Origin of the sequence: Agrobacterium sp. LMR679 (assembly GCF_027157905.1) — a bacterium.
GTDB classification, from domain to species: domain Bacteria; phylum Pseudomonadota; class Alphaproteobacteria; order Rhizobiales; family Rhizobiaceae; genus Agrobacterium; species Agrobacterium leguminum.
Window position 1 is genome coordinate 2,327,450 of sequence record NZ_JAPVOJ010000002.1, and the last position, 20,834, is coordinate 2,348,283.

Consider the following 20,834-nt stretch of genomic DNA (forward strand, 5'->3'; position numbering starts at 1 on the left):
TTTTCAGAAGAAGCGTTCACGCACATAGACGGTATCGCCGGCCAGAATGGGCGCGGTGATACCGATCCGGCCGGTCATCACCTCGGCATTGATCTTGCGGGTGATGTCGACATCGGCCTGATTGGCGCGCGGGGTGAAGCCGCCGGCAATGGCGATGGCGTTTTGCACGGTCATGCCCGGCACGTAGGAATATTGGCCGGGACGGCCGACTTCGCCCATGATGAAGACCGGGCGATAACGGTCGATCTCGATCGTCACGTCCGGATCGCGAAGATAACCCTGGCGCAGCTTGGCGGCGATGGCGGCTTCGAGCTGCGGCAGGGTCTTGCCGCGTGCCGGAACCTGGCCGACGAGCGGGAAGGCGACATAGCCGGCCTGATCGACCGTATAGGTATTGGTCAGCCCGGCCTGCTCGAACACGTTGATGCGCAGCCTGTCGCCGCTATCGACATGATAGGGTTGCAGGGCGGCCTCGTTGAAGGACCTCGGAGCGGGTTGATATGCCGCGCAGCCGGAAAGGGCCGTCAGAACGGCGAGCGTCAGTGCGGTGACATGTCGTGATCCGGCGAGCGGCATCTCATCTGGCTCCGAGTCGAACTTTGATCATTCTTATCGTTCTGTTAGGGTTAATGTGCGGTAAACGAGCAGCGCGAGCGTTGGTAATATCGGCTTTATTTCGTCGGATTCGCCGGGATTAACTGTTGTGTTACCGGCAAGACTTAAACTTCGCGAAAATTGACCATCTATATTTGAGCGCCCGAGGTTTGTCTCGGTTACGGAGCCCGCATGAACGGCGATCGCATTGACGACAGGGATGTGGATATCGATCTTGCGCAGCTTGCCGCGGCCATATGGCAGCGCAAGGGCCGGATTGCGGCGATCACGCTTCTGGCGGGAGGCGCCGCCTTCGTGATCTCAAGCATGATGTCGCCCGCCTACAAGGGCGAGGCGCGCGTGCTGATCGAATCCCGTGCGGCCTCCTTCGGCGCCTCGCAGCAGTCCAATGCGCCCGCTGAACCCGTGCTCGATGAATTGACCGTTTCCAGCCAGGTGCAGATTCTGCAATCGGTCGACCTTATCAAGCAGGTCGCCAAAGACATGAAGCTCTACGAGCTGGATGAGTTCGATCCGGAAGCCCATCCTTCGCTCATCTCGCAGCTCCTGGTCGCCGTCGGCGTCAAGAAGGACCCGCTTCAGGTGCTGCCCGAAGAGCGGGTGCTGAAGGCCTTCCGGGAAAAGCTGCAGGTCTATCAGGTCGAAAGCTCGCGCGTCATCACGGTCGAATTTTCCTCGCAGGATCCGAAACTCGCCGCCGCCATCCCCAATGAGATGATGAAGGCCTATATCGCCCTGCAAAGCGGCGCGAAGCTGGATACAAGCACGGAAGCGGCGCGCTGGCTGGAGCCGGAAATCGCCAATCTGCGCGAAAAGGTGCGCGAGGCCGACAGGAAGGTCGCGGATTACCGCGCCTCCTCCGATCTTCTCTCGGCGGGGCAGGGCGAAACGCTTGCCACCCGCCAGCTCGGCGATATCTCCACCGAACTCGGCCGTATCCGCGGAGAGCGCGCCAATGCGGAGGCGCGGGCGGAAGGCGTGCGCAGCGCGCTTGCAAGCGGCCGCCCGCTCGATACTTTTCCCGATGTCGTCAGTTCCCCGACGATCCAGAGGCTGAAGGAAAACGAAACGACGATCCGCAGCCAGATTTCCGATCTCTCGTCCTCGCTGCTGGAAGGCCATCCGCGCATCCGCGCGCTGCGCAACCAGCTCGACGGCATACAGCGGCAGATTCAGGAAGAAACCCGCAAGGTGCTGGCAAGTCTCGAAAACGAGGCCAATGTTTCGCGCCTGCGGGAACGGCAGCTGGTCCAGCAGCTGAACATGCTGAAATCGGAAAGCGTGCGTGCGGGCGAACAGCAGGTCGGTCTCAACGATCTGGAGCGGGAAGCCTCGGCGCAAAGGCAGCTTCTGGAAACCTATCTTGCCCGTTACCGCGAAGCAACATCGCGCGCCGGCTCGGTGGATTCCACGCCGGCCGATGCACGCGTCATCTCGACGGCGGTGGAGCCGCGCGAACCCTATTTCCCGAAGACCGGCGCTATCACCATCGTCGTGACGCTGGCGGCCTTTCTTCTGTCCTGCATCGTCGTCATGCTGGTGGAGCTTTTCACCGGCCGGGCTTTGAAGCCGATGGGCAGAAACCAGGTTTCGCCGCTCTCCGATCCGCCATCTCCTTCGCGCGCTCCAGCCGATCCGGACAAGACCACGGAGGTGCCGGAACAGCCTGTAGCGGCGCGCCATGAAACCATGCAGCCTGCTGCGCGGGCCATGCCGGTTGCGGCATACCAGCCCGTTGCCGAAGAGGAAGAACGGCATGTACCGGCCGTTGCCGCTGCTGCTGCCATACCGGCCTTGCCGGTGGAGGATGTCGCGGCTGCGAAAGAGGAGGCAGTGGAAGAGGAAGTCGACACCGATGACGATTTCTCCATCGACGCGGTCGCAGGTTTCCTCGCCACCCGTGTTGCCAAACCGGTCGCCGCAATCGTGTCGCCGGCCGGTGATAGCGGCTCGACCACGTCCGTCATGCTGGCGCGCGCTTTGTCCGAAATGGGCCGTTCGGTCGTTCTCGTCGACATGACGGCATCTGCCTGTCCGACGCGTTTGATGGCGCCGGAAGCCGGGCTTCCCGGTGTCATGGACCTTCTGGCGGGCGCGGCCGCCTTCGGTGAAACCATTCACGGCGACCGCCTGTCCGACGCCCATATCGTGCCGCGCGGCAATGCGCAGCCGCGTGAGGCCATGCGTGCGATAGACCGTTTGACGATGATCCTCGGCGCACTCTCCGACGCTTATGATACCGTCCTCGTCGAATGCGGCGCGGTGCAGATTTCGAGCCTCGGGAAAATGCTGCGCAACCTGCCGGCGGAAATCATCGTCTCGGTTCCCGGCAAGGATAGCGAATTGTTGGAAAAGACGCTCGGTGACCTGGTTGCTGAGGGCTATGAACAGGCATTGCCGATGACCGGCATGCGCAAGCCGGACCATCTGAGCGCGGCCTGAGGTGCGGCAAGACCCTGCTCAGTCGGTGGCGGTGTCCATCTTCGAGCGTCCGGCGCGAAAACGCTGAATCAGCGCATAAAGCGCCGGATTGGATTTGATCAGGCTCTTCGTCCGGGCGATGGCGACATAGGCCGAGGCCGCAACACGACCCTTCAACGTCACCGGCAGGAATATATCGTGCTGCACGGTGAAAAGCGGGCACCAGCTGCGTTTGTAGAGCTGGTCGCCGACGCCGAAATCGAAGATTGCCGCCTTTTCGCGGCATGCCCTTTCGATCATTAGCCAGAACAGCAATTCACCGGGGCTGAGTTCCGAAACGGATTCATCGATCGAACCGAACTGGCAGATGATGTGATCCTGCTTGCGCGAAAGGCCGGCTATCGCGGCGATGACGCCCTCGCTTTCGCCATGCAGGCGAATGGCATGCAACTCCAGCAGACTGTCCGTGCCCGTCTCGGGAAAATTGGCCAGATCGTAGAAGAAATCCCGCACCGATTGATCCCGAAACACATCCGGAATGCCCTGCGAGGCGAAACGGGCTGCTTTCTGGCGGAAAAATGCCTGCAACAATTCGCATTTTTCCTGTGGCGACCGTGCGATCACATGGCTGTAACCGCCCATTTCCTCTGCCCTTCGGCTCTGGATGCGGAATTTCTTCCGTCGCCTCTTGGCATTGACCTGCCGAAGCGTGGCCTCGAAACTTTCGAACAGGGGAAGCTGGAAGGCCGGATTCTGGTTTTCGACGGAAGCAAGATGCGAGAGGGGATTGGTCCTGTCGCGCCACGTCAGGGGTATGTTCTGCAACGCCAGAATATCGGCCCGGCCATGCAGCAGCTTCCGCGCTTCGCGGGCAATCGCTGCTGCGATTTCCTGTCCGGCCTGTTCGGCAAAGGAAGGGTCGAAAAGCCCCGTATTGATATTGTTGAAACGGCCGCCGGGAAAACGCGCCTTGCGGATACCGCCTTCCAGTACGATTTCGAGCGGCAGCAGAAAGATCGTCTTGCCGCCCTGCCGGCCGCGAAGCGTCAGGAGCGCGCTATCCTGCGTTTGCGCCCAGATGGAGCACCAGCCGAAACCCTGATGCAGTGAGTTGAGCGGGTCGTTTTCCAGCCGCTCCCAGTCGGCACGGATGGTGGAGGCGTCATCGACCAGATCGATCAACAGACGATCAGCGCCCCGCCGCTCGTTTTGCACGGCGGTCGGTGCTTGCTCGTCGCTGACAAAGACCGGCCCCTCAGCCGCCATCCACTCTCTCCGGTTGTTTCGGTCGGACTATATCGCTGAGCGGCAAACAATCGGTTTATAAAATTGCGACCTCAGGGTGTCATGCAATGGTCGGCGCTTAACCCTGCTTTTTGGGTCCGGCCATCCATTTGATGATCAGCATCGCCGGCAGAACCCACAGGATTCCGGTCAGCACGAAATAAGCGAGATGCACCCACCAGGGCGATTGCGCCAGCGCCGCCGATGCAATGGCCGTCGCCACCACGGCGTAAACGACGACGAGGCAGATGATGACGATGGTGCCGATAAGCGATCTGAGGCGAGGGTGCATGAAGTCTTCCGTCATTGAGTATCTGCGAGGGACTATAGCGCCGCGACCGGATGCCGCAAACCCTGAGGCCTTGTTTTGTGGTGCCGGTTGGGGCTAATCAACATGACTGTATGATGGAGACCTGAAAGATGCGTTCGAGCGGCATGACGATGGCAAATGGTTCTGCGGAAATGGTGGTGGAGGCTGCCCTGCAGAAACAGGAGAAGGACCGCCGCCTGCTGCGCATCTGGCTGCGCGTCGTGCTCTTCACGCTCTTCTGTCTGGTCCTCGTCGGCGGCGCCACGCGGCTTACCGAATCCGGCCTGTCGATTACCGAATGGAAGCCGATCCACGGCGCCATTCCGCCGCTTTCCGTCGCCGAATGGGAAGAGGAGTTCCAGCTTTACAAGCGCATTCCCCAATATCAGGAAATCAACAAGGGCATGTCGCTCGACGAGTTCAAGACGATTTTCTGGTGGGAATGGGCGCATCGCCTGCTTGCCCGCACCATCGGCCTCATCTTCGCTTTGCCGCTTGCTTTCTTCTGGCTCACCGGCCGCGTCGAAAAGCGCCAGCGCCTGCCGCTGGTCGGCCTTCTGGCGCTTGGCGGCTTTCAGGGCTTCATCGGCTGGTGGATGGTCTCTTCCGGTCTCGTCAACCGCACGGATGTTTCGCAATATCGCCTTGCCACGCATCTGACCATCGCCTGCCTCATCTTTGCGGGCTGCATGTGGATTTTGCGCGGATTGTCGCATCATTCCCCCGAGGCCGCCGACGAAAAGACGGGTAGGGGTTTTGCCGCGATGCTGACGGTGCTCTGTCTCTTCCAGATCTATCTCGGCGCATTGGTGGCGGGGCTGAATGCCGGCCTTTCCTATAATACCTGGCCGCTGATGGATGGCTCGCTGGTGCCGGGCGATCTCTTCCTGCAACAGCCGTGGTGGATCAACCTCTTTGAGAACCCCAAGACGGTGCAATTCGTCCACCGCCTCGGCGCCTACACGCTGTTTGCCGCCACGCTGTGGCATATGGTGTCTATGGCGCGCGCCTTGCCCAATACACCGCATGCTCGCCGCGCCGTGCTGTTCTTCGTGCTCGTCTCCATTCAGGCGGCGCTCGGCATCACCACGCTGCTCATGCATGTGGATATTCACGTCGCGCTCGCCCATCAGGGCATGGCGCTGATCGTGCTCGGTTTCGCCGTTGCCCACTGGCGCGGTTTCATCGGCGAATATCCGGCGCCCGTTGCGGTCGAAGTCAGGGACTGAAGCGGCTTAGAACTGCCCGAGCACCGTTTTGATGGTGGCCGCGACGGCGAGTTCGTTGTCGCGTTCCTCCGCATTGCCGTCCTCTTCGTGCCACGCGGCAGAAAGGCAGCCATAGGCGAAGGCATATTGCAGCAATAGCCGTTCGTCCCGTTGCAGCGCCTTCGCAAAAATCGCCGCCATGGAGGCGATGCGCGCCTCGCTGCGGGTGAGGTCGAAACGGTCGAGCGGATTGGAGAACATGTTGGCGACATCGAGCGCCGCATCGCCGATCAGGCCGGCCGGGTCGATGATGATCCAGCCGCGTTCACTGCGCATGATGTTTTCATGGTGCAGGTCGCCGTGCAGCGGCTTCACATCCCGCTGCCGGTCGATCAGTGCCTGCGCCAGCGTGGCCGCCTCGATATAGGGGCTGTCCATGCCGTCGGTACGGTCCTGTTCGGCCTTGCGGAACAGGCTCTCGAAATAGAGCGGCAGTGTCAGCAGGCTTGAAGGCGGCTGTTGCTGCGATGGTTGATGATATCTGAGCAGGACATCGGCGGCGATTTCCGTGGTGGCGTCGTCATTGCCGTCACGGAACAGCACGTCGCGCAGGGTCTCCGTGCCGGCATGTTCCATTAGCAGAATATCGTCGGAGCGGTCGAGCAGTTCCACGCAACCGATGCCGGCGCGCCATTTAATGAAATCCGCGCCGCGAAGGCTGTCCTTCAGCACTTTCTTTTTCAGAACCTTGGCGACGGCAAGGGAACCGTCGCCGCGCGTAAGCTCGTAGACCACCCCGGCCGGCGTATCGGCAATAGGTTTCGCGGCCTCGATATTCCACGAGGCCGGAAAAGAGGGCGGGGCAATGTTCATGAGAAAAGTCTCATGCGGAAAGCATCAGTTCCATGTTCTGCACGGCAGCACCGGATGCGCCCTTGCCGAGATTATCGAGCAACGCGACGAGGTTGATGTGTTCGCCGCCCGGCGTACCGAAGACGAAGAGCTTCATCGTGTCCTTGCCTGCCAGTTCCTCGGCGTCGATGCGCGCGAGCCCCTTGCTTTCGGCAAGCGGCACCACGTTGACGATGTCCTGTCCCGCATAGTGGGCGGTCAGCGCCGCATGGATCGTTTCGACGGTCGCGCCTTCCTTCAGGTCGGCGGCAAACAGCGGAACCTGCACGATCATGCCCTGAGGGAAACGACCGACGGAAGGCGAAAACAACGGTGCGCGGTCGAGCTGGCCGTGAATGGTCATTTCCGGCACGTGCTTGTGCTTGAGCGTCAGGCCATAAAGGAAATTATTGGCGCTGATCGCGTCATCGCGGCTCTGGTCTTCCATCTGGGCGATCATCTGCTTGCCGCCGCCGGTGTAGCCGGAAACCGCGTTGACGCTGACCGGATAACCGTCCGGCAGCAGGCCTGCGGCGCGCAGCGGGCGCAGAAGCGCGATCGCGCCGGTCGGGTAGCAGCCAGGATTGGCGACGAGACGGGCGGAACGAACCTTCTCGCCCTGTTCCTTATCCATTTCTGCAAAGCCATAGGCCCAGTCCTGATGGACGCGATAGGCGGTCGAGGTATCGATGATGCGGACATTGTTGTTGCCGGCCACCATGGAGACCGCTTCCCGGGAAGCATCGTCCGGCAGGCAGAGGATCGAAATGTCGGCATTGTTGAGCATATCCTCGCGCATCGCCGCATTGCGGCGCTCGGCCTCGGGTATGGACAGCAGCTCGATATCGCGGCGACCGGCAAGGCGCGTGCGGATCTGCAGACCCGTGGTGCCGTGTTCGCCATCGATGAAGATCTTCGCTGTCATGTCCTTGTCCTGACTTTTCAAAGGGTTGCGAGGGTAATCGGAATCAGTTTGGCAAGCGCCGGTTTCTTTGTCAGCCGGCCTTGGCCAGCCGTTCGGCGCGCAGGCCAAGCATATACATTGCAACGGTGGCTCCGGCAATGGCGGTAATGTCAGCATGGTCGTATGCGGGCGCGACTTCCACCACGTCCGAACCGCGAATATCGAGCTGGCCAAGCCCGCGCAGAACGGAGAGAATTTTGGCGCTGGTCGGCCCGCCGGCCACCGGCGTTCCGGTTCCCGGCGCGAAGGCGGGATCGAGGCAATCGATATCGAAGGTCAGATAAGCGGGCATGCCGGCCGTGTGTTTGACGATCAGCGAGGCGATGTCGCCCGCCCGCATCTCCTCCACCTCGTAACCGTGGAGAATGCGGATGCCGAAATCGTCAGGCGCATGGGTGCGGATGCCGATCTGGATGGACCGGTCAGGATCGATCAGGCCATCGCGGACGGCGCGCGCCACGAAGGAGCCATGGTCGATGCGCTTGCCGTCATCGAACCAGGTGTCCTGATGCGCATCGAACTGCACCAGCGCCAACGGTCCATGTTTGGCCACATGCGCCTTCAAAAGCGGCCATGTAATGAAGTGATCGCCGCCAAGCGTCAGCAGGTAATCCGTCTTGGAAATGATCCGGCGCGCTTCCTTTTCGATCGTATCAGGCGTTTTCCAGTGATTGCCGTAGTCGAGCAGACAGTCGCCATAGTCGATGGTCGGCATATGGGCGAAAAGATCGCGCGCGAAGGGATATTGCGGATCGTTGTCGAAGATCGCCGAGGCCCGGCGGATCGCCTGCGGCCCGAAGCGTGCGCCCGGCCGATTGGAGGTGGCCGCATCGAAGGGAATGCCCCAGACGGCCGTCGATACGCCCTTGAGGTTCTTGGTGTATTTGCGCCGCAGGAAGGAGAGGACGCCCGCATGGGTCGGGTCGGTGGCGGCCGATGTCAGGGTCGTTGCGGTGAAGGCATGGTCGATGGTTTTGGACGGCATTGAACACCCCATTGCGGTTTGCGCCGAGGTTGCTGTCTTCCTGTTGAAAAAACAAGGGAGGAGACCATGAAAAAAAGGCGGAGCCGAAGCCCCGCCTTTCGAAGTTCTGAACGAACCGTTCGTAGAAGCGATTAGCGCTTCGAGAACTGGAACGAACGGCGGGCCTTGGCCTTACCGTACTTCTTACGCTCGACGACGCGGCTGTCGCGGGTCAGGAAGCCGCCCTTCTTCAGAACGGAGCGCAGGCCCGGTTCGAAGTAGGTGAGGGCCTTGGACAGACCGTGACGAACGGCGCCGGCCTGACCGGACAGACCACCACCGGCAACGGTGGCGATGATGTCGAACTGACCCGTGCGGGCAGCGGCGACGATCGGCTGCTGAAGGATCATCTGCAGAACCGGACGTGCGAAATACGTGGTGAAATCGCGGCCGTTGATGATGATCTTGCCAGAACCGGCCTTGACCCATACGCGGGCTACGGCGTTCTTGCGCTTGCCGGTCGCGTAGGAGCGGCCGAGGGTGTCAACCTTGCGGACATGCACGGGAGCCGAAGCTTCCGAAGCCGGGGCGAGGTCTTTCAGAGAGGAAAGATCGGCCATTATCAGGCGCTCCTTACGTTCTTCTTGTTGAGCGCGGCAACGTCGAGAACGACCGGCTGCTGTGCTTCGTGCGGGTGGTTGGAACCGGCGTAAACGCGCAGGTTCTTCATCTGGCGACGGCCGAGCGGGCCGCGCGGGATCATGCGCTCGACGGCCTTTTCAACGACGCGCTCCGGGAAGCGGCCTTCGATGATCTGGCGAGCCGTACGCTCCTTGATGCCACCCGGGTGACCGGTGTGCCAGTAGTACTTCTTGTCGGAATACTTCTTGCCGGTGAGGGCAACCTTTTCCGCGTTGATGACGATGACGTTGTCGCCATCATCGACGTGGGGGGTGTAGGTAGCCTTGTGCTTGCCGCGCAGGCGGGTTGCAACGATGGTGGCGAGGCGACCAACAACGAGGCCTTCGGCATCGATGATGACCCACTTCTTCTCCACCTCAGCGGGCTTCTGAACGAAAGTAGACATGGATTTCACTTTCTAACGTGGACCCGTCATCCTCTTTTAAATAAGAGCATACGGGCGTTTCTTGTTGCTTGGTTTGGTTGCCATCAGGGGCAACCGCAAATGACCCTATTCCGGCTGGAATCCGATCTGGCGCGCTTATACGGTGCGCGAGCGAAAGCGTCAATATGACGGATTCTGGAGGGCGTAAAAATAATATAGCAAAAACAATGACTTGATAATGGGGTATTATTTTACCTCATTGAACGGTCCCGTTTTACCCCAGTCGCATCACCAGAACGCCCGCTGCAATGATGCCTCCGGCAAGATAACGCCAGATGCTGGCGCGTTCTTTGAGGATCACCACGGAGATCACCAGCGCAAAGAGAATGGAGGTTTCCCGCAGCGCCGCGACGACGGCGACGGGCGCCTTGGTCATGGCGTAGAGCGCCAGCCCATAGGAGAGAATGGAGCCGCCGCCGCCAATCAGGCCGCGCCACCAGTTGCGCCGGACATGGTCCGCGACCGGGCCCACACCGCGCTGATAAAAGGCAAAGCCGAAAAGCAGCACGGGCGGCAGAAGCGACATCCACAGCGTATAGGAGATGGCGTTGCCGGAAAGCCTTGCGCCGACACCGTCGACGAAGGTGTAGGATGCGATCACGAAGGCGTTGAGCAAGGCGACCATGATCGCCTTTCCGCCACCGCGCCGCGCCTCGAAAGCGAGCGTCAGGATGCCGCCGGAGATGACGGCGATGCCGGCAAGGGCCAGCGGGCTTAAAATCTCGCTCAGGAACAGGCTGCTCGTCGCCGCGACGATCAGGGGCGCCACGCCGCGCATGACGGGATAGACAAGACCGATGTCGCCGATCGTATAAGCGGCGGCGACAAGCCGAAAATAGGCGAATTGCAGAACGGCCGAAGCGATCAGGAAAGGAATGGCGACCGGCGCTGGAAATGGCAGGAAAGGCAGAAACGGCAGCGAACAGGCCGCAGCGCCCGCCGCGATCAGCGAGGCGTCCAGCGATTTGTCGGATCCGGCTTTGACCAGCGCATTCCATCCGGCATGCAGCATCGCGCCCAGGAGCACCAGAAGAAGAATGTCAAATGTCACAATAGAGACTCGCTCGCGGGCTACTTTGGGCAACCTACAGCATCGGCTTGAAAACCGGAATCGATTTTCGGCGAGGGCGGTAAGCCTTTCCCGATTGTTCGAGCACGCGTTTTGCGCCCGGGAAGCCGCCCGCAAGCGGCATGTGGTCACCGCGGAAACTGCAACGCGCGTAAAATTTATGCTTTGTGCATGTCATGGCGCCGGGGAATGATTTTGCGCCGGGATCATATGACGTTCTGCTCATGATTTCATCCGTCAGACAGAGGCATGAGCGTCCGACGCACAGCTTATGGTTTCGCCTCGGGCCGAATTTTCACTTAAAATACTACCAATTTTGTCAAATATTATTGCCCGGTGCGCCATGGTGCTTCGGGCGTAAAGTGTATCAATCGGGCGAAGGTGCGCATGAAAAGAAATTTCATATCTTTCATGAATCGGCAACTGTAACGTTGTAGATTTGTATATAGATTGATTTGCAGAATAACTTTCTGAAAATTAGATATCTCTAATTTTCTTGTGAACGGAATGAAAACAAACAGGAGACGAAGAGCGCATGAATTGCACGCTAATGTTGTTTGAGCCCTTATTTGCAGCAATTCGCGTCATTTTGAAAACTGGACAAAAATAGTCCATACACCCGCCATTCCCGCGCTCTGGTGAAATCATTTTGCGTCAGGGAAAATGTGCCACTGCGCGACGAGGAGACTGCCGCAATGGCAATTTTCAGCCGGGCAGGGGTTCAAGAGAGCGAAGAACCTTCCTAGATGGAAGGGCGGGCGCAATCGGCAGCGTCAGGAACGCGTCAGTGGAATTATGCAGGAGACGCTATGCTCGCGGCGCTTTCGAATGGCGCACCTGCATTGGTATCCTTCAAACCATGCGACGCTCCAGAAGGGATAAGTTGACATGCAGCATGATAGTTACGAGCCCGATTACCTCAGAAAAATTCTGACCGATGTCAAAACCATCGCCCTGCTCGGTGCTTCGCCCAACCCGGACAGGCCAAGCCACGGCGTGATGCGCTTCCTGCTGTCCAGGGGTTATCGTGTGTTTCCGGTCAATCCCGGCCAGGCAGGCAAGGAGATATTGGGGCAGAAGGTCTATGCCAGACTCGCCGATATTCCCGAGCCGGTGGACATGATCGACGTTTTCCGGGCGCCGGAATATTTGTCGGCAATCGTCGAGGAGGCGATATTGCTGCCGGAGCGGCCATCGGTAATCTGGGGCCAGCTTTCCGTTCGCGATGACAATGCCGCCGCCAAGGCGGAAGCCTACGGTATGGAAGTCGTGATGGACCGTTGTCCTGCAATTGAGTATCCGCGTCTCAATATTGTGCGATAGTTGGTACGGATCGGACTTACCATTTGGCGGCAAGGCATTATGATCCCTCCGAAATTCCAATTGGAGGAAACATCATGCCGAGCAGCAATCCCGGGTTTTCGACGCTTGCCGTTCATGCGGGCGCGCAACCCGATCCGACCACCGGCGCGCGTGCCACGCCCATTTATCAGACCACGGCTTATGCTTTCCGCGACGCCGATCACGCCGCCGCCCTGTTCGGACTGAAAGAGTTCGGCAATATCTACACCCGCATCATGAACCCCACCCAGGCGGTTCTGGAAGAGCGTGTGGCAGCACTTGAGGGCGGCACGGCTGCGCTTGCCGTCGCGTCCGGCCATGCCGCGCAATTGCTGGTCTTCCATACACTGCTGCAATCCGGTGACAATTTCGTCGCCGCCCGCCAGCTCTATGGCGGCTCGATCAACCAGTTCGGGCACGCTTTCAAGGGTTTCGACTGGCAGGTCCGCTGGGCCGACGCCACCGATCCGGCCAGCTTCGAGGCGCAGATCGATGATCGCACCCGTGCCGTCTTCATCGAAAGCCTTGCCAATCCCGGCGGTACTTTCGTGGATATCGCCGCAATCGCCGATGTCGCCCATCGGCACGGTCTGCCGCTGATCGTTGATAACACCATGGCGAGCCCCTATCTGCTGCGGCCGCTGGAACACGGCGCTGACATCGTGCTGCATTCGCTGACGAAGTTCCTCGGAGGCCACGGCAATTCCATGGGTGGCATCATCGTTGACGGAGGGACCTTCGACTGGTCTGCGACGGACCGATATCCGGCGCTGTCACAGCCCCGGCCGGAATATTCCGGCGTCGTGCTGCACCAAACCTTCGGCAATTTCGCCTTCGCCATCGCCTGCCGCGTGCTGGGATTGCGCGACCTCGGTCCGGCGATCTCGCCCTTCAACGCCTTCCTCATCCTGACCGGCATAGAAACCCTGCCTTTGCGCGTTCAGCGCCATTCCGACAATGCGCTTGCCGTCGCGAAATGGCTGAAGGCGCATCCCAAGGTTGGCTGGGTGCATTATGCGGGGCTGGAAGACAGCGACAATCACGCCATCCAGCAGCATTATTCGCCAAAGGGGGCGGGCTCCGTCTTCACCTTCGGCGTCAAGGGCGGTTATGCGGCCGGCAAGGCGCTGGTGGAAGGGCTGCAGCTCTTCTCCCATCTGGCCAATATCGGCGACACGCGCTCGCTCGTCATCCACCCTGCCTCCACCACCCATGCGCAGTTGACACCGGAACAGCAGACAGCCGCCGGCGCCGGGCCGGATGTGGTTCGCGTGTCGGTCGGCATCGAGGACGTCAAGGACATCATCGCCGATCTCGAGCAATCGCTCGCCAAGGTTTGATCTGGTGGCTCACGCGCTGCCCGCGTGACACCCAATGGTATTTTAGTTTGATTGAGCGGCCGCCGGAAAACCATGGAACAATGTGTTTTCGGCGGCAGCGGATTTAAGTGTAGGCCCCTGCAGTCCCGTCGCGAAAGATACGCCATATGAAAAACCGAACCGGAATACTCCGTATTGTCACCCTTCTCCTTGCAATCGGGGTCGCGGGTATGGCTGATATACCGGTCGTAGCTTCGGTTTCGCCGGCAAAGGCCGAGGCGGAATATTTCCCGACGCAGCAGGATTTTGTCGGAAAATGGAAGCTCACCGGCGCGACCAGCCGCCCGCCGCGCGATATGAAGACTGCGCCGACCTCTCAGCAGGAAGCGGATGCGACACTGTTCCAGGAGACGGTGACGACATTTTACTCCGCGTTTGATTATCTGGAGATCACGGCGGACGGTCGTTACAATTTCCATCAACCCGGCGATCCCTCAGGTTCATGCGTCTGGTGCGGCACATGGTCCTTTGACAAGAGTTCGCTGTGGCTGAAGCTGGATACCGCGCCCCGGCTCGATATATATGCGAAGGACGGCGATATACAGATGACGTACACGGCCGAACCCGACAAGAAGTCGAAATACACCTGGCTGGTTTTCGGCTGGACGAAGATGGAGTAGGCACGGCGTTTCATCGGCGGCAACGCCCAACCGGGACACCCAGGACTATTTGACGAAGAGCCCACAATTGAGCAAAGCTGTATTGCCAACCATATTTGACGGACAGGGGACGTCATGACGAATTTTCTGTCCTTAGATGATGTTACCGAGCTGGAATACGGTGCGCCCGCGCCGGAAAGACTGATTTCCGGCGATCCCAAATTCACCACATGGAATATCGAGGAAGCTCCCGGCGGCATTTATGCCGGCATCTGGCAGTCCACGCCCGGCAAATGGCGGGTGGTCTATGACGAATGGGAATATTTCAACATCCTCGAAGGCCATTCCATCCTGACCGAAGACGGCGGTGCGCCGCGCGATCTGAGACCGGGCGACCGCGTTATCCTGCGTCCTGGCTTTACGGGCACGTGGGAGGTCGTGGAAACGACGCGCAAGGACTACGTCATCCGGCTTTGATGGCGCGCTACCAGCGTGTCATGACGCCGAGTGATGGAATTTTCTCGTCGATAGATATCAATGCCATGTTTTCCAAAATAGATTGAGCCGCAAGAATTCGATCGAACGGATCGCGGTGTTCGCCCGGCAGCATGGCGCTTCGAACCATATGAGCGCTGTTGATGGGAAGTTCGAGAAAGCCTTCCTGTTCAATCACACCCGCAAAATCGGGAAGTATGAGCGATGCACCGGGCAAACGGCCTCGTGCGAATTTCGTGGCAATTTCCCATGCTGAGGCCGCGCTCGCTGATGATCTCGCGCGCATCCGGCGAAAGCCGGTCATGGTCATTCAGCCACCAAAGCAGTGCATGGGTATCCAGTAGATATTTCATTCGGTCGCGAACTCTTTAAGTTCGTCTTCCGTCAGCGGTTCGAAGAACTCAGGTCCGACCACGAGCACGCCCTTAAAGCGGCCCGGAACACGTCGGCGTTTTTCGTGTGGAACAGCGCCCGACTTACTCTCCGAAAGACCCACCGCATCCAATTGACGCGATAGTCTCTCAAGATGCGCCGCCAGTTCGGTAAAAACGACCGAAGGGGGCGTCGTCATATCCGTTTTTTTCTTCGACTTGGTTGCCAAGGCATTTGCCTCATCACTATTGGACGAAAATACCATAACGCATCGGGGACGATAAAAAAACTACTTCACCAACTGAGATCGAGCCGCTCCAGACCATGGAAATGATAGACATCCTTGACCCTGGGCGGCTCGGCGATCTTCAGGCCCGGCAGGCGTTTGAAAAGCAGGGGCAGGGCAAGATTGAGCTCCAGCCTTGCCAGCGGCGCGCCGATGCAGAAATGGATGCCGGCGCCGAAGGAGACGTTGGCGCCCTCGTTGCGGTCCGGCCGGAAGGTCAGCGGATCGGAAAATTTTGCCGGATCGAGATTGGCGGCGGCGAGGATGAGGCTGACCTTGTCGCCGCGCTTGAACGCGACGCCGTCGATTTCGACGGGCTCCAGAACCCAGCGCTGGAAAATATGCACCGGCGCGCAGATGCGCAGGGTTTCTTCCACCGTGCGTTCCGTGGCGGCATCGTCGTTAAACAGCGTCTCGGGGAGATGCCGCTTTCCAGAATGATGCGCACGGAATTGCCGATCTGGTGCACGGTCGCCTCGTGCCCGGCATTCAGCAGCACGATGGTGGTGGAGATGAGCTCGTCGTCGGTCAGATACTGACCCTTGTGCTCCGTATGGATCATGTGGCTCAGCAGATCGTCCTTCGGCTCCGCCCGCCGCTCGGCGATCACGCTGCGCACATAGTCTGAAAACTCATGCGCGGCCCTGTCGGCCAGCAGCTCATCTTCCGGCGTGCGCTTGAACATATACATGCCGACATAGGCATGCGACCATTTCAGAAGCTGCGGCCCCATCTCCTCGGGAATGCCGATCATGCGGGCGATCATCGTCACCGGAATGATATCGGCATAGGAAGAGAGCAGTTCCGTCTCGCCCTTGCTTTCGAAGGCGTCGATCAGACGGTTGGCGAGTTCCTCGATTTCCGGCTTCATCTTGTCGACATGCCGCGACACGAAGGCGCGGTTGATGAGCGTGCGCAGCCGCGTGTGCTCCGGCGGTTCCAGTTCCAGAAGCGAATGCTGCTCGGCAGCATCGAAATGCTTCACATGTTCGAGCGGCTCCGCCAGGCCGATCTCTTCGCGGCTTGCCACATGCAGGATCTGCCGCCCGAAGCGGCGGTCGCGCAACAGCGCGCTCACGTGGTCGTATCCGGTGAAAAACCATTGCCGCTGTTCTTCCCAGTAGAAGGTGGGACATTCAGCGTGCAGGGCCGCATAGACCGGGTTCGGATCGCTGTAGAAAGCCGGGTCGCGGGCATCAAGGGAAATGCGGCGGGTGGCGGGATCGATTTTTAGAAACGGAAATGTCGCTGTCATGCCCATGGTCTATTCCGCGCGCGGCGCTTTGGGAAGGGAGGGAAATCCCTTCCGGATACCTCTATGCCTGTCACTGGGTGGTTACATCGTCACCGGCTGGCGATGGCGGCTATCCGGTTCAGCGCCGCGACCTGGCGGTCGGCATTGTTGTCCATCGGATTTTCGTCACGGTCCGAGGCGGGCACGACGACATTGGCCGAATTGACATGGATGACCGTCCGGTTGCGCCCGGCCTTCTTGGCGGCATAAAGCGCGCGGTCGGCTTCCGTCATCATCGTGTTGAGGTCGGCGTCCTTGATCATGGCTTCCGATATGCCGACGCTGGTGGTCACCTCGATGGCTTCACCGCGCGAACTGATCTTCGAAAGGCGCAGATTGCTGCGGATGGCTTCCGCAAGCGTCGCCGTGCTGGAAGGGCTTTCGACTTCGGCAACCAGCGCGAATTCCTCGCCTCCCATCCTGACGAAAAGGCCGCGATCGCCGATTGCGCGCTGGGCGATATTGCAAAAATGCACGAGGACCGCATCGCCGGACTGGTGGCCGTATCTGTCGTTGATCTTCTTGAAATGGTCGATATCGAACAGCACCAGAGCCACGTAACGGCTGGAGGCCGGCGACCTTTTCTTGATACGCTCGAACTCCTCCAGCAGGCCGCGCCGGTTGAGAACGCCGGTCAGATGATCGGTCATGGCGAGGCGATGGAGGCGGCTTTCCGTATCCTCCATGATGATCTTGGCGCTGATCATGATGATGGCCGTGAAGCCGAGCATGCCGGAGAGGGCAAGCGCCGATGTCATGGGAATGGCGTTGGGGATGGCGGCATTGACGGGGATGACGATGGATGCGACGAACGCCCCGGCAAAAGCCTGCAGGATCAGGATCGCGGCCAGAACCCGGCGGCTGCGTGAGGCGCGCGCCTTGCTGGCCAGAAGGACGCCGGCGAGCATGAAATAACCGGTGGCCGCACTGGCGTGATAAAGCAGGATGCGGGCCACCATGTTTTCACGCACGGGCGGCAGGAACATTCCGGCGATCCACAGGAGAGCCGGAATGGCGACCCAGCCGCCGATTTTCCGCTGTTCGAAGCACAGCAGGCCCGCAAGCCAGAAACCGAAGGCGGAAAGTGCGAGCGTATTGCCGACCTGGATGGACAGAAAACTGGAAATATCCCCGCGAAACGCCACCATGACAGCGCCGAAGCCCGTGGCGAGGAAACCGGCGGCGAAAAAGAGATTATGCCGGCGGGAAGGGCGGTGCAGCCACAGCGTTCCCAAAAGCACGGCAAGGGTGAACGTTTCCGCCGCCCACAGTAGCGTGCTCGTCTTTGCATCCAGCATTGCAAAATCCTATCTGCGCCATAATGCGGTAAAAGCGGGCCCTCTCGCACAAGGTGCGTTATGCCCGCTGGAATTGTTGAGCTGCCATTTTGCCCGGATGGGCCCATTCCCCAACGGGAACCGGAAATTCGCTGGCCAGTATCGGCAGCAAATACTAACGAGTTCTTGCCGGTGAGAAGTTATATCTGTGCATGGCGGGCAATTTTTGCCTTCGTCGACTGCCATAGTAAAAAAATGGTCGCAGCGGGGGAAAGAGGCCCGGCTGGCGCCGCCCCGTCCTAAAGCCCTGTCAGCCTCGGCCCAAAAGGCCTGCAAACGCTGTTGAGCCGTTAAGGATATGCGGCTTCGTGTCTTGAAGTACGGGGCAGGGACACTCTATGTAGGGAGTATGAAGGTTAGAAGTGATTCCGGAGCGGCTTTCCGCGAAGGGCAGAGTTTGACAAAGGACGGACATGAAAAATCCAGTTGATACCGCCATGGCTCTGGTGCCGATGGTCGTTGAGCAGACCAATCGCGGCGAACGCTCCTACGACATATTTTCCCGTCTTCTCAAGGAACGCATCATTTTCCTCACCGGCCCGGTGGAAGACCAGATGGCTTCGCTCGTCTGCGCGCAGCTGCTTTTCCTCGAGGCTGAAAACCCGAAGAAGGAAATCGCGCTTTACATCAATTCGCCAGGTGGCGTCGTGACCGCCGGCATGGCGATCTACGATACGATGCAGTTCATTCGCCCTGCGGTGTCCACGCTCTGCGTCGGCCAGGCCGCATCCATGGGCTCGCTGCTTCTGGCTGCCGGTGAAAAGGGAATGCGTTTCGCAACCCCGAACGCCCGCATCATGGTGCACCAGCCTTCCGGCGGTTTCCAGGGTCAGGCATCGGATATCGAGCGTCACGCCCGTGACATCATCAAGATGAAGCGTCGTCTTAATGAAGTCTACGTGAAGCACACCGGCCGCACGCTCGAAGAGGTTGAAAAAACCCTTGATCGCGACCACTTCATGGATGCAGACGAGGCGAAGGACTGGGGCGTGATCGACAAGATCCTGACCTCGCGCCAGGAAATCGAAGGCGCCGCCGCGAATTGAGGCGCGCCGCTTTTTGACGTTTGTTTGAACCCGCAAAAGTAATTTCGGGGCTTTCAACCGCAACAGAAAGCGATATTAGTATATATAAAGGCTATGTTGAATTTTTATGACGTGGCCTTTGGTTTGATGGGGAATTCGTTGCAGCCGGTTGTCAGCTCATGTATCTGATATCGGTTAGTACCCCGGGAAACGAGGCGGATACGGCGATGCACCCCAAGGGCTGCCGTATCGGCGGGCGGTAAGTTGACCGCGATCCGTTTGGCGGACCTGCGGCGTGCTGGAAGGAAAGAGATATGAGCAAAGTCAGCGGCAGCAACGGCGGCGACTCTAAGAATACACTCTATTGTTCATTCTGCGGCAAGAGCCAGCACGAAGTCCGGAAACTCATTGCCGGACCGACGGTATTCATCTGCGATGAATGCGTCGAATTGTGCATGGACATCATCCGCGAGGAGAACAAGACGTCGATGGTGAAGTCGCGCGAGGGTGTTCCCACCCCGCAGGATATCATCAAGATCCTCGACGAATACGTCATCGGCCAGAAGCAGGCGAAGAAGATCCTGTCTGTTGCCGTTCACAACCACTACAAGCGCCTCGCGCACGCCTCCAAGAACGGCGATGTCGAGCTTGCGAAGTCGAACATCATGCTCGTCGGTCCGACAGGCTGCGGCAAGACCTATCTTGCCCAGACGCTCGCCCGCATCATCGACGTTCCCTTCACCATGGCGGACGCAACGACGCTGACCGAAGCCGGTTATGTCGGCGAGGACGTGGAAAACATCATCCTGAAGCTGTTGCAGGCTGCGGATTACAATGTCGAGCGCGCCCAGCGCGGCATCGTCTATATCGACGAAGTCGACAAGATTTCCCGCAAGTCGGACAACCCGTCCATCACGCGTGACGTGTCGGGCGAGGGCGTTCAGCAGGCGCTTCTGAAGATCATGGAAGGCACGGTCGCTTCCGTTCCGCCGCAGGGTGGCCGCAAGCATCCGCAGCAGGAATTCCTGCAGGTGGATACGACCAACATCCTGTTCATCTGCGGCGGCGCCTTTGCCGGCCTCGACAAGATCATCTCGGCCCGTGGTGAAAAGACCTCGATCGGCTTCGGTGCGACCGTCAAGGCGGAAGATGATCGCCGCGTGGGCGAGGTTCTGCGCGAGCTGGAGCCGGAAGATTTGGTGAAGTTCGGTCTCATTCCGGAGTTCATCGGCCGTCTGCCGGTTCTCGCCACGCTGGAAGACCTCGACGAGGATGCGCTGATCCAGATTCTGTCCGAGCCGAAGAACGCTCTGGTCAAGCAGTACCAGCGCCTGTTCGAGATGGAAGATGTGGAACTGACCTTCCACGAGGACGCCCTTCGTGAGATCGCGCGTAAGGCGATCACCCGCAAGACCGGCGCCCGCGGCCTGCGTTCGATCATGGAAAAGATTTTGCTCGACACCATGTTCGAACTGCCGACGCTGGAAGGCGTGCGCGAAGTGGTCATTTCCGACGAGGTCGTCAGCGGCCTTGCACGTCCGCTCTACATCTATGCGGACCGTCAGGAAGAAAAGACCAACGTTTCGGCCTGATCGGCCGGTCCGGTGCTTTAATAAAGTCAGAAGGCCCGCCTCCGTGCGGGCCTTTTCTGTTGTCCCCGGGTGTGAAACTTGCGCCTAACTTGGCGAAGCCCGATTTTGCGTTTGGAGCGGATTGCGCTTTGCTGATAAAGTCTTACAACTGATTTGCAGCGCGATATGACGGAAATGTGAATTCCCGTCGGCGACCCGGTTCCCATGTCCTTCGGGATAACCGGAAATGTCGGGAGTACTAGCCGGCGCTGGGTTTTGTTGA

Annotated in this window: 20 protein-coding genes and 1 pseudogene; 8 read left to right on the forward strand and 13 right to left on the reverse strand. The window is 59.4% G+C overall.

Features of this window, described 5'->3' with window-relative positions; translation table 11 throughout:
- Window positions 1-3: 3 nt before the first annotated feature.
- Entirely contained in the window at window positions 4-576 is a 573-nt protein-coding gene (uppC, locus tag O3W47_RS22045) for a polysaccharide export protein UppC (RefSeq protein WP_003502309.1), read from the reverse strand.
- A gap of 210 nt (window positions 577-786) precedes the next feature.
- Between uppC and uppB the strand changes: the two genes are divergently transcribed.
- Window positions 787-3,057, forward strand: coding sequence for a polysaccharide biosynthesis protein UppB (uppB, locus tag O3W47_RS22050; protein ID WP_269314602.1), 2,271 nt, complete (start codon window positions 787-789; stop codon window positions 3,055-3,057).
- 18 nt (window positions 3,058-3,075) lie between these two features.
- Here the strand turns inward: uppB and uppA are convergent, their stop codons facing one another.
- Both uppA and O3W47_RS22060 read right to left on the reverse strand, forming a co-directional pair.
- On the reverse strand, window positions 3,076-4,302 hold the full coding sequence (uppA, locus tag O3W47_RS22055; protein ID WP_080817203.1) for a polysaccharide biosynthesis GNAT family N-acetyltransferase UppA: 1,227 nt from the start codon (window positions 4,300-4,302) through the stop codon (window positions 3,076-3,078).
- A gap of 97 nt (window positions 4,303-4,399) precedes the next feature.
- A complete protein-coding gene (locus O3W47_RS22060; RefSeq protein WP_020811154.1) occupies window positions 4,400-4,612 on the reverse strand; it encodes a DUF2842 domain-containing protein in 213 nt (70 codons plus the stop codon).
- A gap of 143 nt (window positions 4,613-4,755) precedes the next feature.
- On the opposite strand from O3W47_RS22060, the gene O3W47_RS22065 reads away from it, so the two are divergent.
- A complete protein-coding gene (locus O3W47_RS22065) occupies window positions 4,756-5,859 on the forward strand; it encodes a COX15/CtaA family protein (protein ID WP_269314875.1) in 1,104 nt (367 codons plus the stop codon).
- A gap of 6 nt (window positions 5,860-5,865) precedes the next feature.
- Here O3W47_RS22065 and O3W47_RS22070 read toward each other — a convergent pair whose 3' ends face one another.
- From O3W47_RS22070 to O3W47_RS22095, 6 genes are all read right to left on the reverse strand, one after another.
- Window positions 5,866-6,711, reverse strand: a complete 846-nt coding sequence (locus O3W47_RS22070) for an aminoglycoside phosphotransferase family protein (RefSeq protein WP_269314603.1) — start codon at window positions 6,709-6,711, stop codon at window positions 5,866-5,868.
- 10 nt (window positions 6,712-6,721) lie between these two features.
- Window positions 6,722-7,654, reverse strand: coding sequence for an N-acetyl-gamma-glutamyl-phosphate reductase (argC, locus tag O3W47_RS22075; protein WP_035217708.1), 933 nt, complete (start codon window positions 7,652-7,654; stop codon window positions 6,722-6,724).
- A gap of 70 nt (window positions 7,655-7,724) precedes the next feature.
- A complete protein-coding gene (gene speB, locus O3W47_RS22080) occupies window positions 7,725-8,678 on the reverse strand; it encodes an agmatinase (RefSeq protein ID WP_269314604.1) in 954 nt (317 codons plus the stop codon).
- Between the two features lie 131 nt (window positions 8,679-8,809).
- Window positions 8,810-9,277, reverse strand: a complete 468-nt coding sequence (gene rpsI, locus O3W47_RS22085; RefSeq protein ID WP_003521540.1) for a 30S ribosomal protein S9 — start codon at window positions 9,275-9,277, stop codon at window positions 8,810-8,812.
- Window positions 9,278-9,279: 2 nt separating this feature from the next.
- Entirely contained in the window at window positions 9,280-9,744 is a 465-nt protein-coding gene (gene rplM / locus O3W47_RS22090) for a 50S ribosomal protein L13 (protein ID WP_004441288.1), read from the reverse strand.
- A 253-nt stretch (window positions 9,745-9,997) separates the two neighbouring features.
- The gene (locus tag O3W47_RS22095; RefSeq protein ID WP_080856254.1) at window positions 9,998-10,834 is read right to left on the reverse strand and encodes an EamA family transporter; all 837 of its coding nucleotides are present in this window, start codon (window positions 10,832-10,834) and stop codon (window positions 9,998-10,000) included.
- Window positions 10,835-11,740: 906 nt separating this feature from the next.
- On the opposite strand from O3W47_RS22095, the gene O3W47_RS22100 reads away from it, so the two are divergent.
- From O3W47_RS22100 to O3W47_RS22115, 4 genes are all read left to right on the forward strand, one after another.
- A complete protein-coding gene (locus O3W47_RS22100; protein WP_080817198.1) occupies window positions 11,741-12,175 on the forward strand; it encodes a CoA-binding protein in 435 nt (144 codons plus the stop codon).
- 74 nt (window positions 12,176-12,249) lie between these two features.
- Complete coding sequence (locus O3W47_RS22105) at window positions 12,250-13,533, forward strand: O-acetylhomoserine aminocarboxypropyltransferase (protein WP_269314605.1); 1,284 nt, start codon at window positions 12,250-12,252, stop codon at window positions 13,531-13,533.
- 146 nt (window positions 13,534-13,679) lie between these two features.
- Window positions 13,680-14,192 (forward strand): hypothetical protein, encoded by a 513-nt coding sequence (locus O3W47_RS22110; RefSeq protein ID WP_269314606.1) that lies wholly within the window; start codon window positions 13,680-13,682, stop codon window positions 14,190-14,192.
- A 114-nt stretch (window positions 14,193-14,306) separates the two neighbouring features.
- The gene (locus O3W47_RS22115) at window positions 14,307-14,648 is read left to right on the forward strand and encodes a cupin domain-containing protein (protein ID WP_080817196.1); all 342 of its coding nucleotides are present in this window, start codon (window positions 14,307-14,309) and stop codon (window positions 14,646-14,648) included.
- A 7-nt stretch (window positions 14,649-14,655) separates the two neighbouring features.
- Here O3W47_RS22115 and O3W47_RS22120 read toward each other — a convergent pair whose 3' ends face one another.
- From O3W47_RS22120 to O3W47_RS22135, 4 genes and pseudogenes are all read right to left on the reverse strand, one after another.
- Window positions 14,656-14,976: a type II toxin-antitoxin system VapC family toxin gene (locus tag O3W47_RS22120; protein ID WP_269314607.1), complete on the reverse strand. Its 321-nt coding sequence runs from the start codon at window positions 14,974-14,976 to the stop codon at window positions 14,656-14,658.
- A 39-nt stretch (window positions 14,977-15,015) separates the two neighbouring features.
- A complete protein-coding gene (locus O3W47_RS22125) occupies window positions 15,016-15,267 on the reverse strand; it encodes a hypothetical protein (protein WP_137452053.1) in 252 nt (83 codons plus the stop codon).
- 65 nt (window positions 15,268-15,332) lie between these two features.
- A pseudogene (locus O3W47_RS22130) lies at window positions 15,333-16,585 on the reverse strand (cytochrome P450).
- An 83-nt stretch (window positions 16,586-16,668) separates the two neighbouring features.
- Complete coding sequence (locus O3W47_RS22135) at window positions 16,669-17,916, reverse strand: GGDEF domain-containing protein (RefSeq protein WP_065653992.1); 1,248 nt, start codon at window positions 17,914-17,916, stop codon at window positions 16,669-16,671.
- Window positions 17,917-18,368: 452 nt separating this feature from the next.
- On the opposite strand from O3W47_RS22135, the gene clpP reads away from it, so the two are divergent.
- Both clpP and clpX read left to right on the forward strand, forming a co-directional pair.
- Window positions 18,369-19,001 carry an ATP-dependent Clp endopeptidase proteolytic subunit ClpP gene (gene clpP / locus O3W47_RS22140; RefSeq protein ID WP_003521529.1) on the forward strand — a complete coding sequence of 211 codons (633 nt, stop codon included), beginning with the start codon at window positions 18,369-18,371 and terminating at the stop codon, window positions 18,999-19,001.
- A gap of 293 nt (window positions 19,002-19,294) precedes the next feature.
- Window positions 19,295-20,572, forward strand: a complete 1,278-nt coding sequence (gene clpX, locus O3W47_RS22145; protein ID WP_059752638.1) for an ATP-dependent Clp protease ATP-binding subunit ClpX — start codon at window positions 19,295-19,297, stop codon at window positions 20,570-20,572.
- Window positions 20,573-20,834 lie beyond the last annotated feature (262 nt).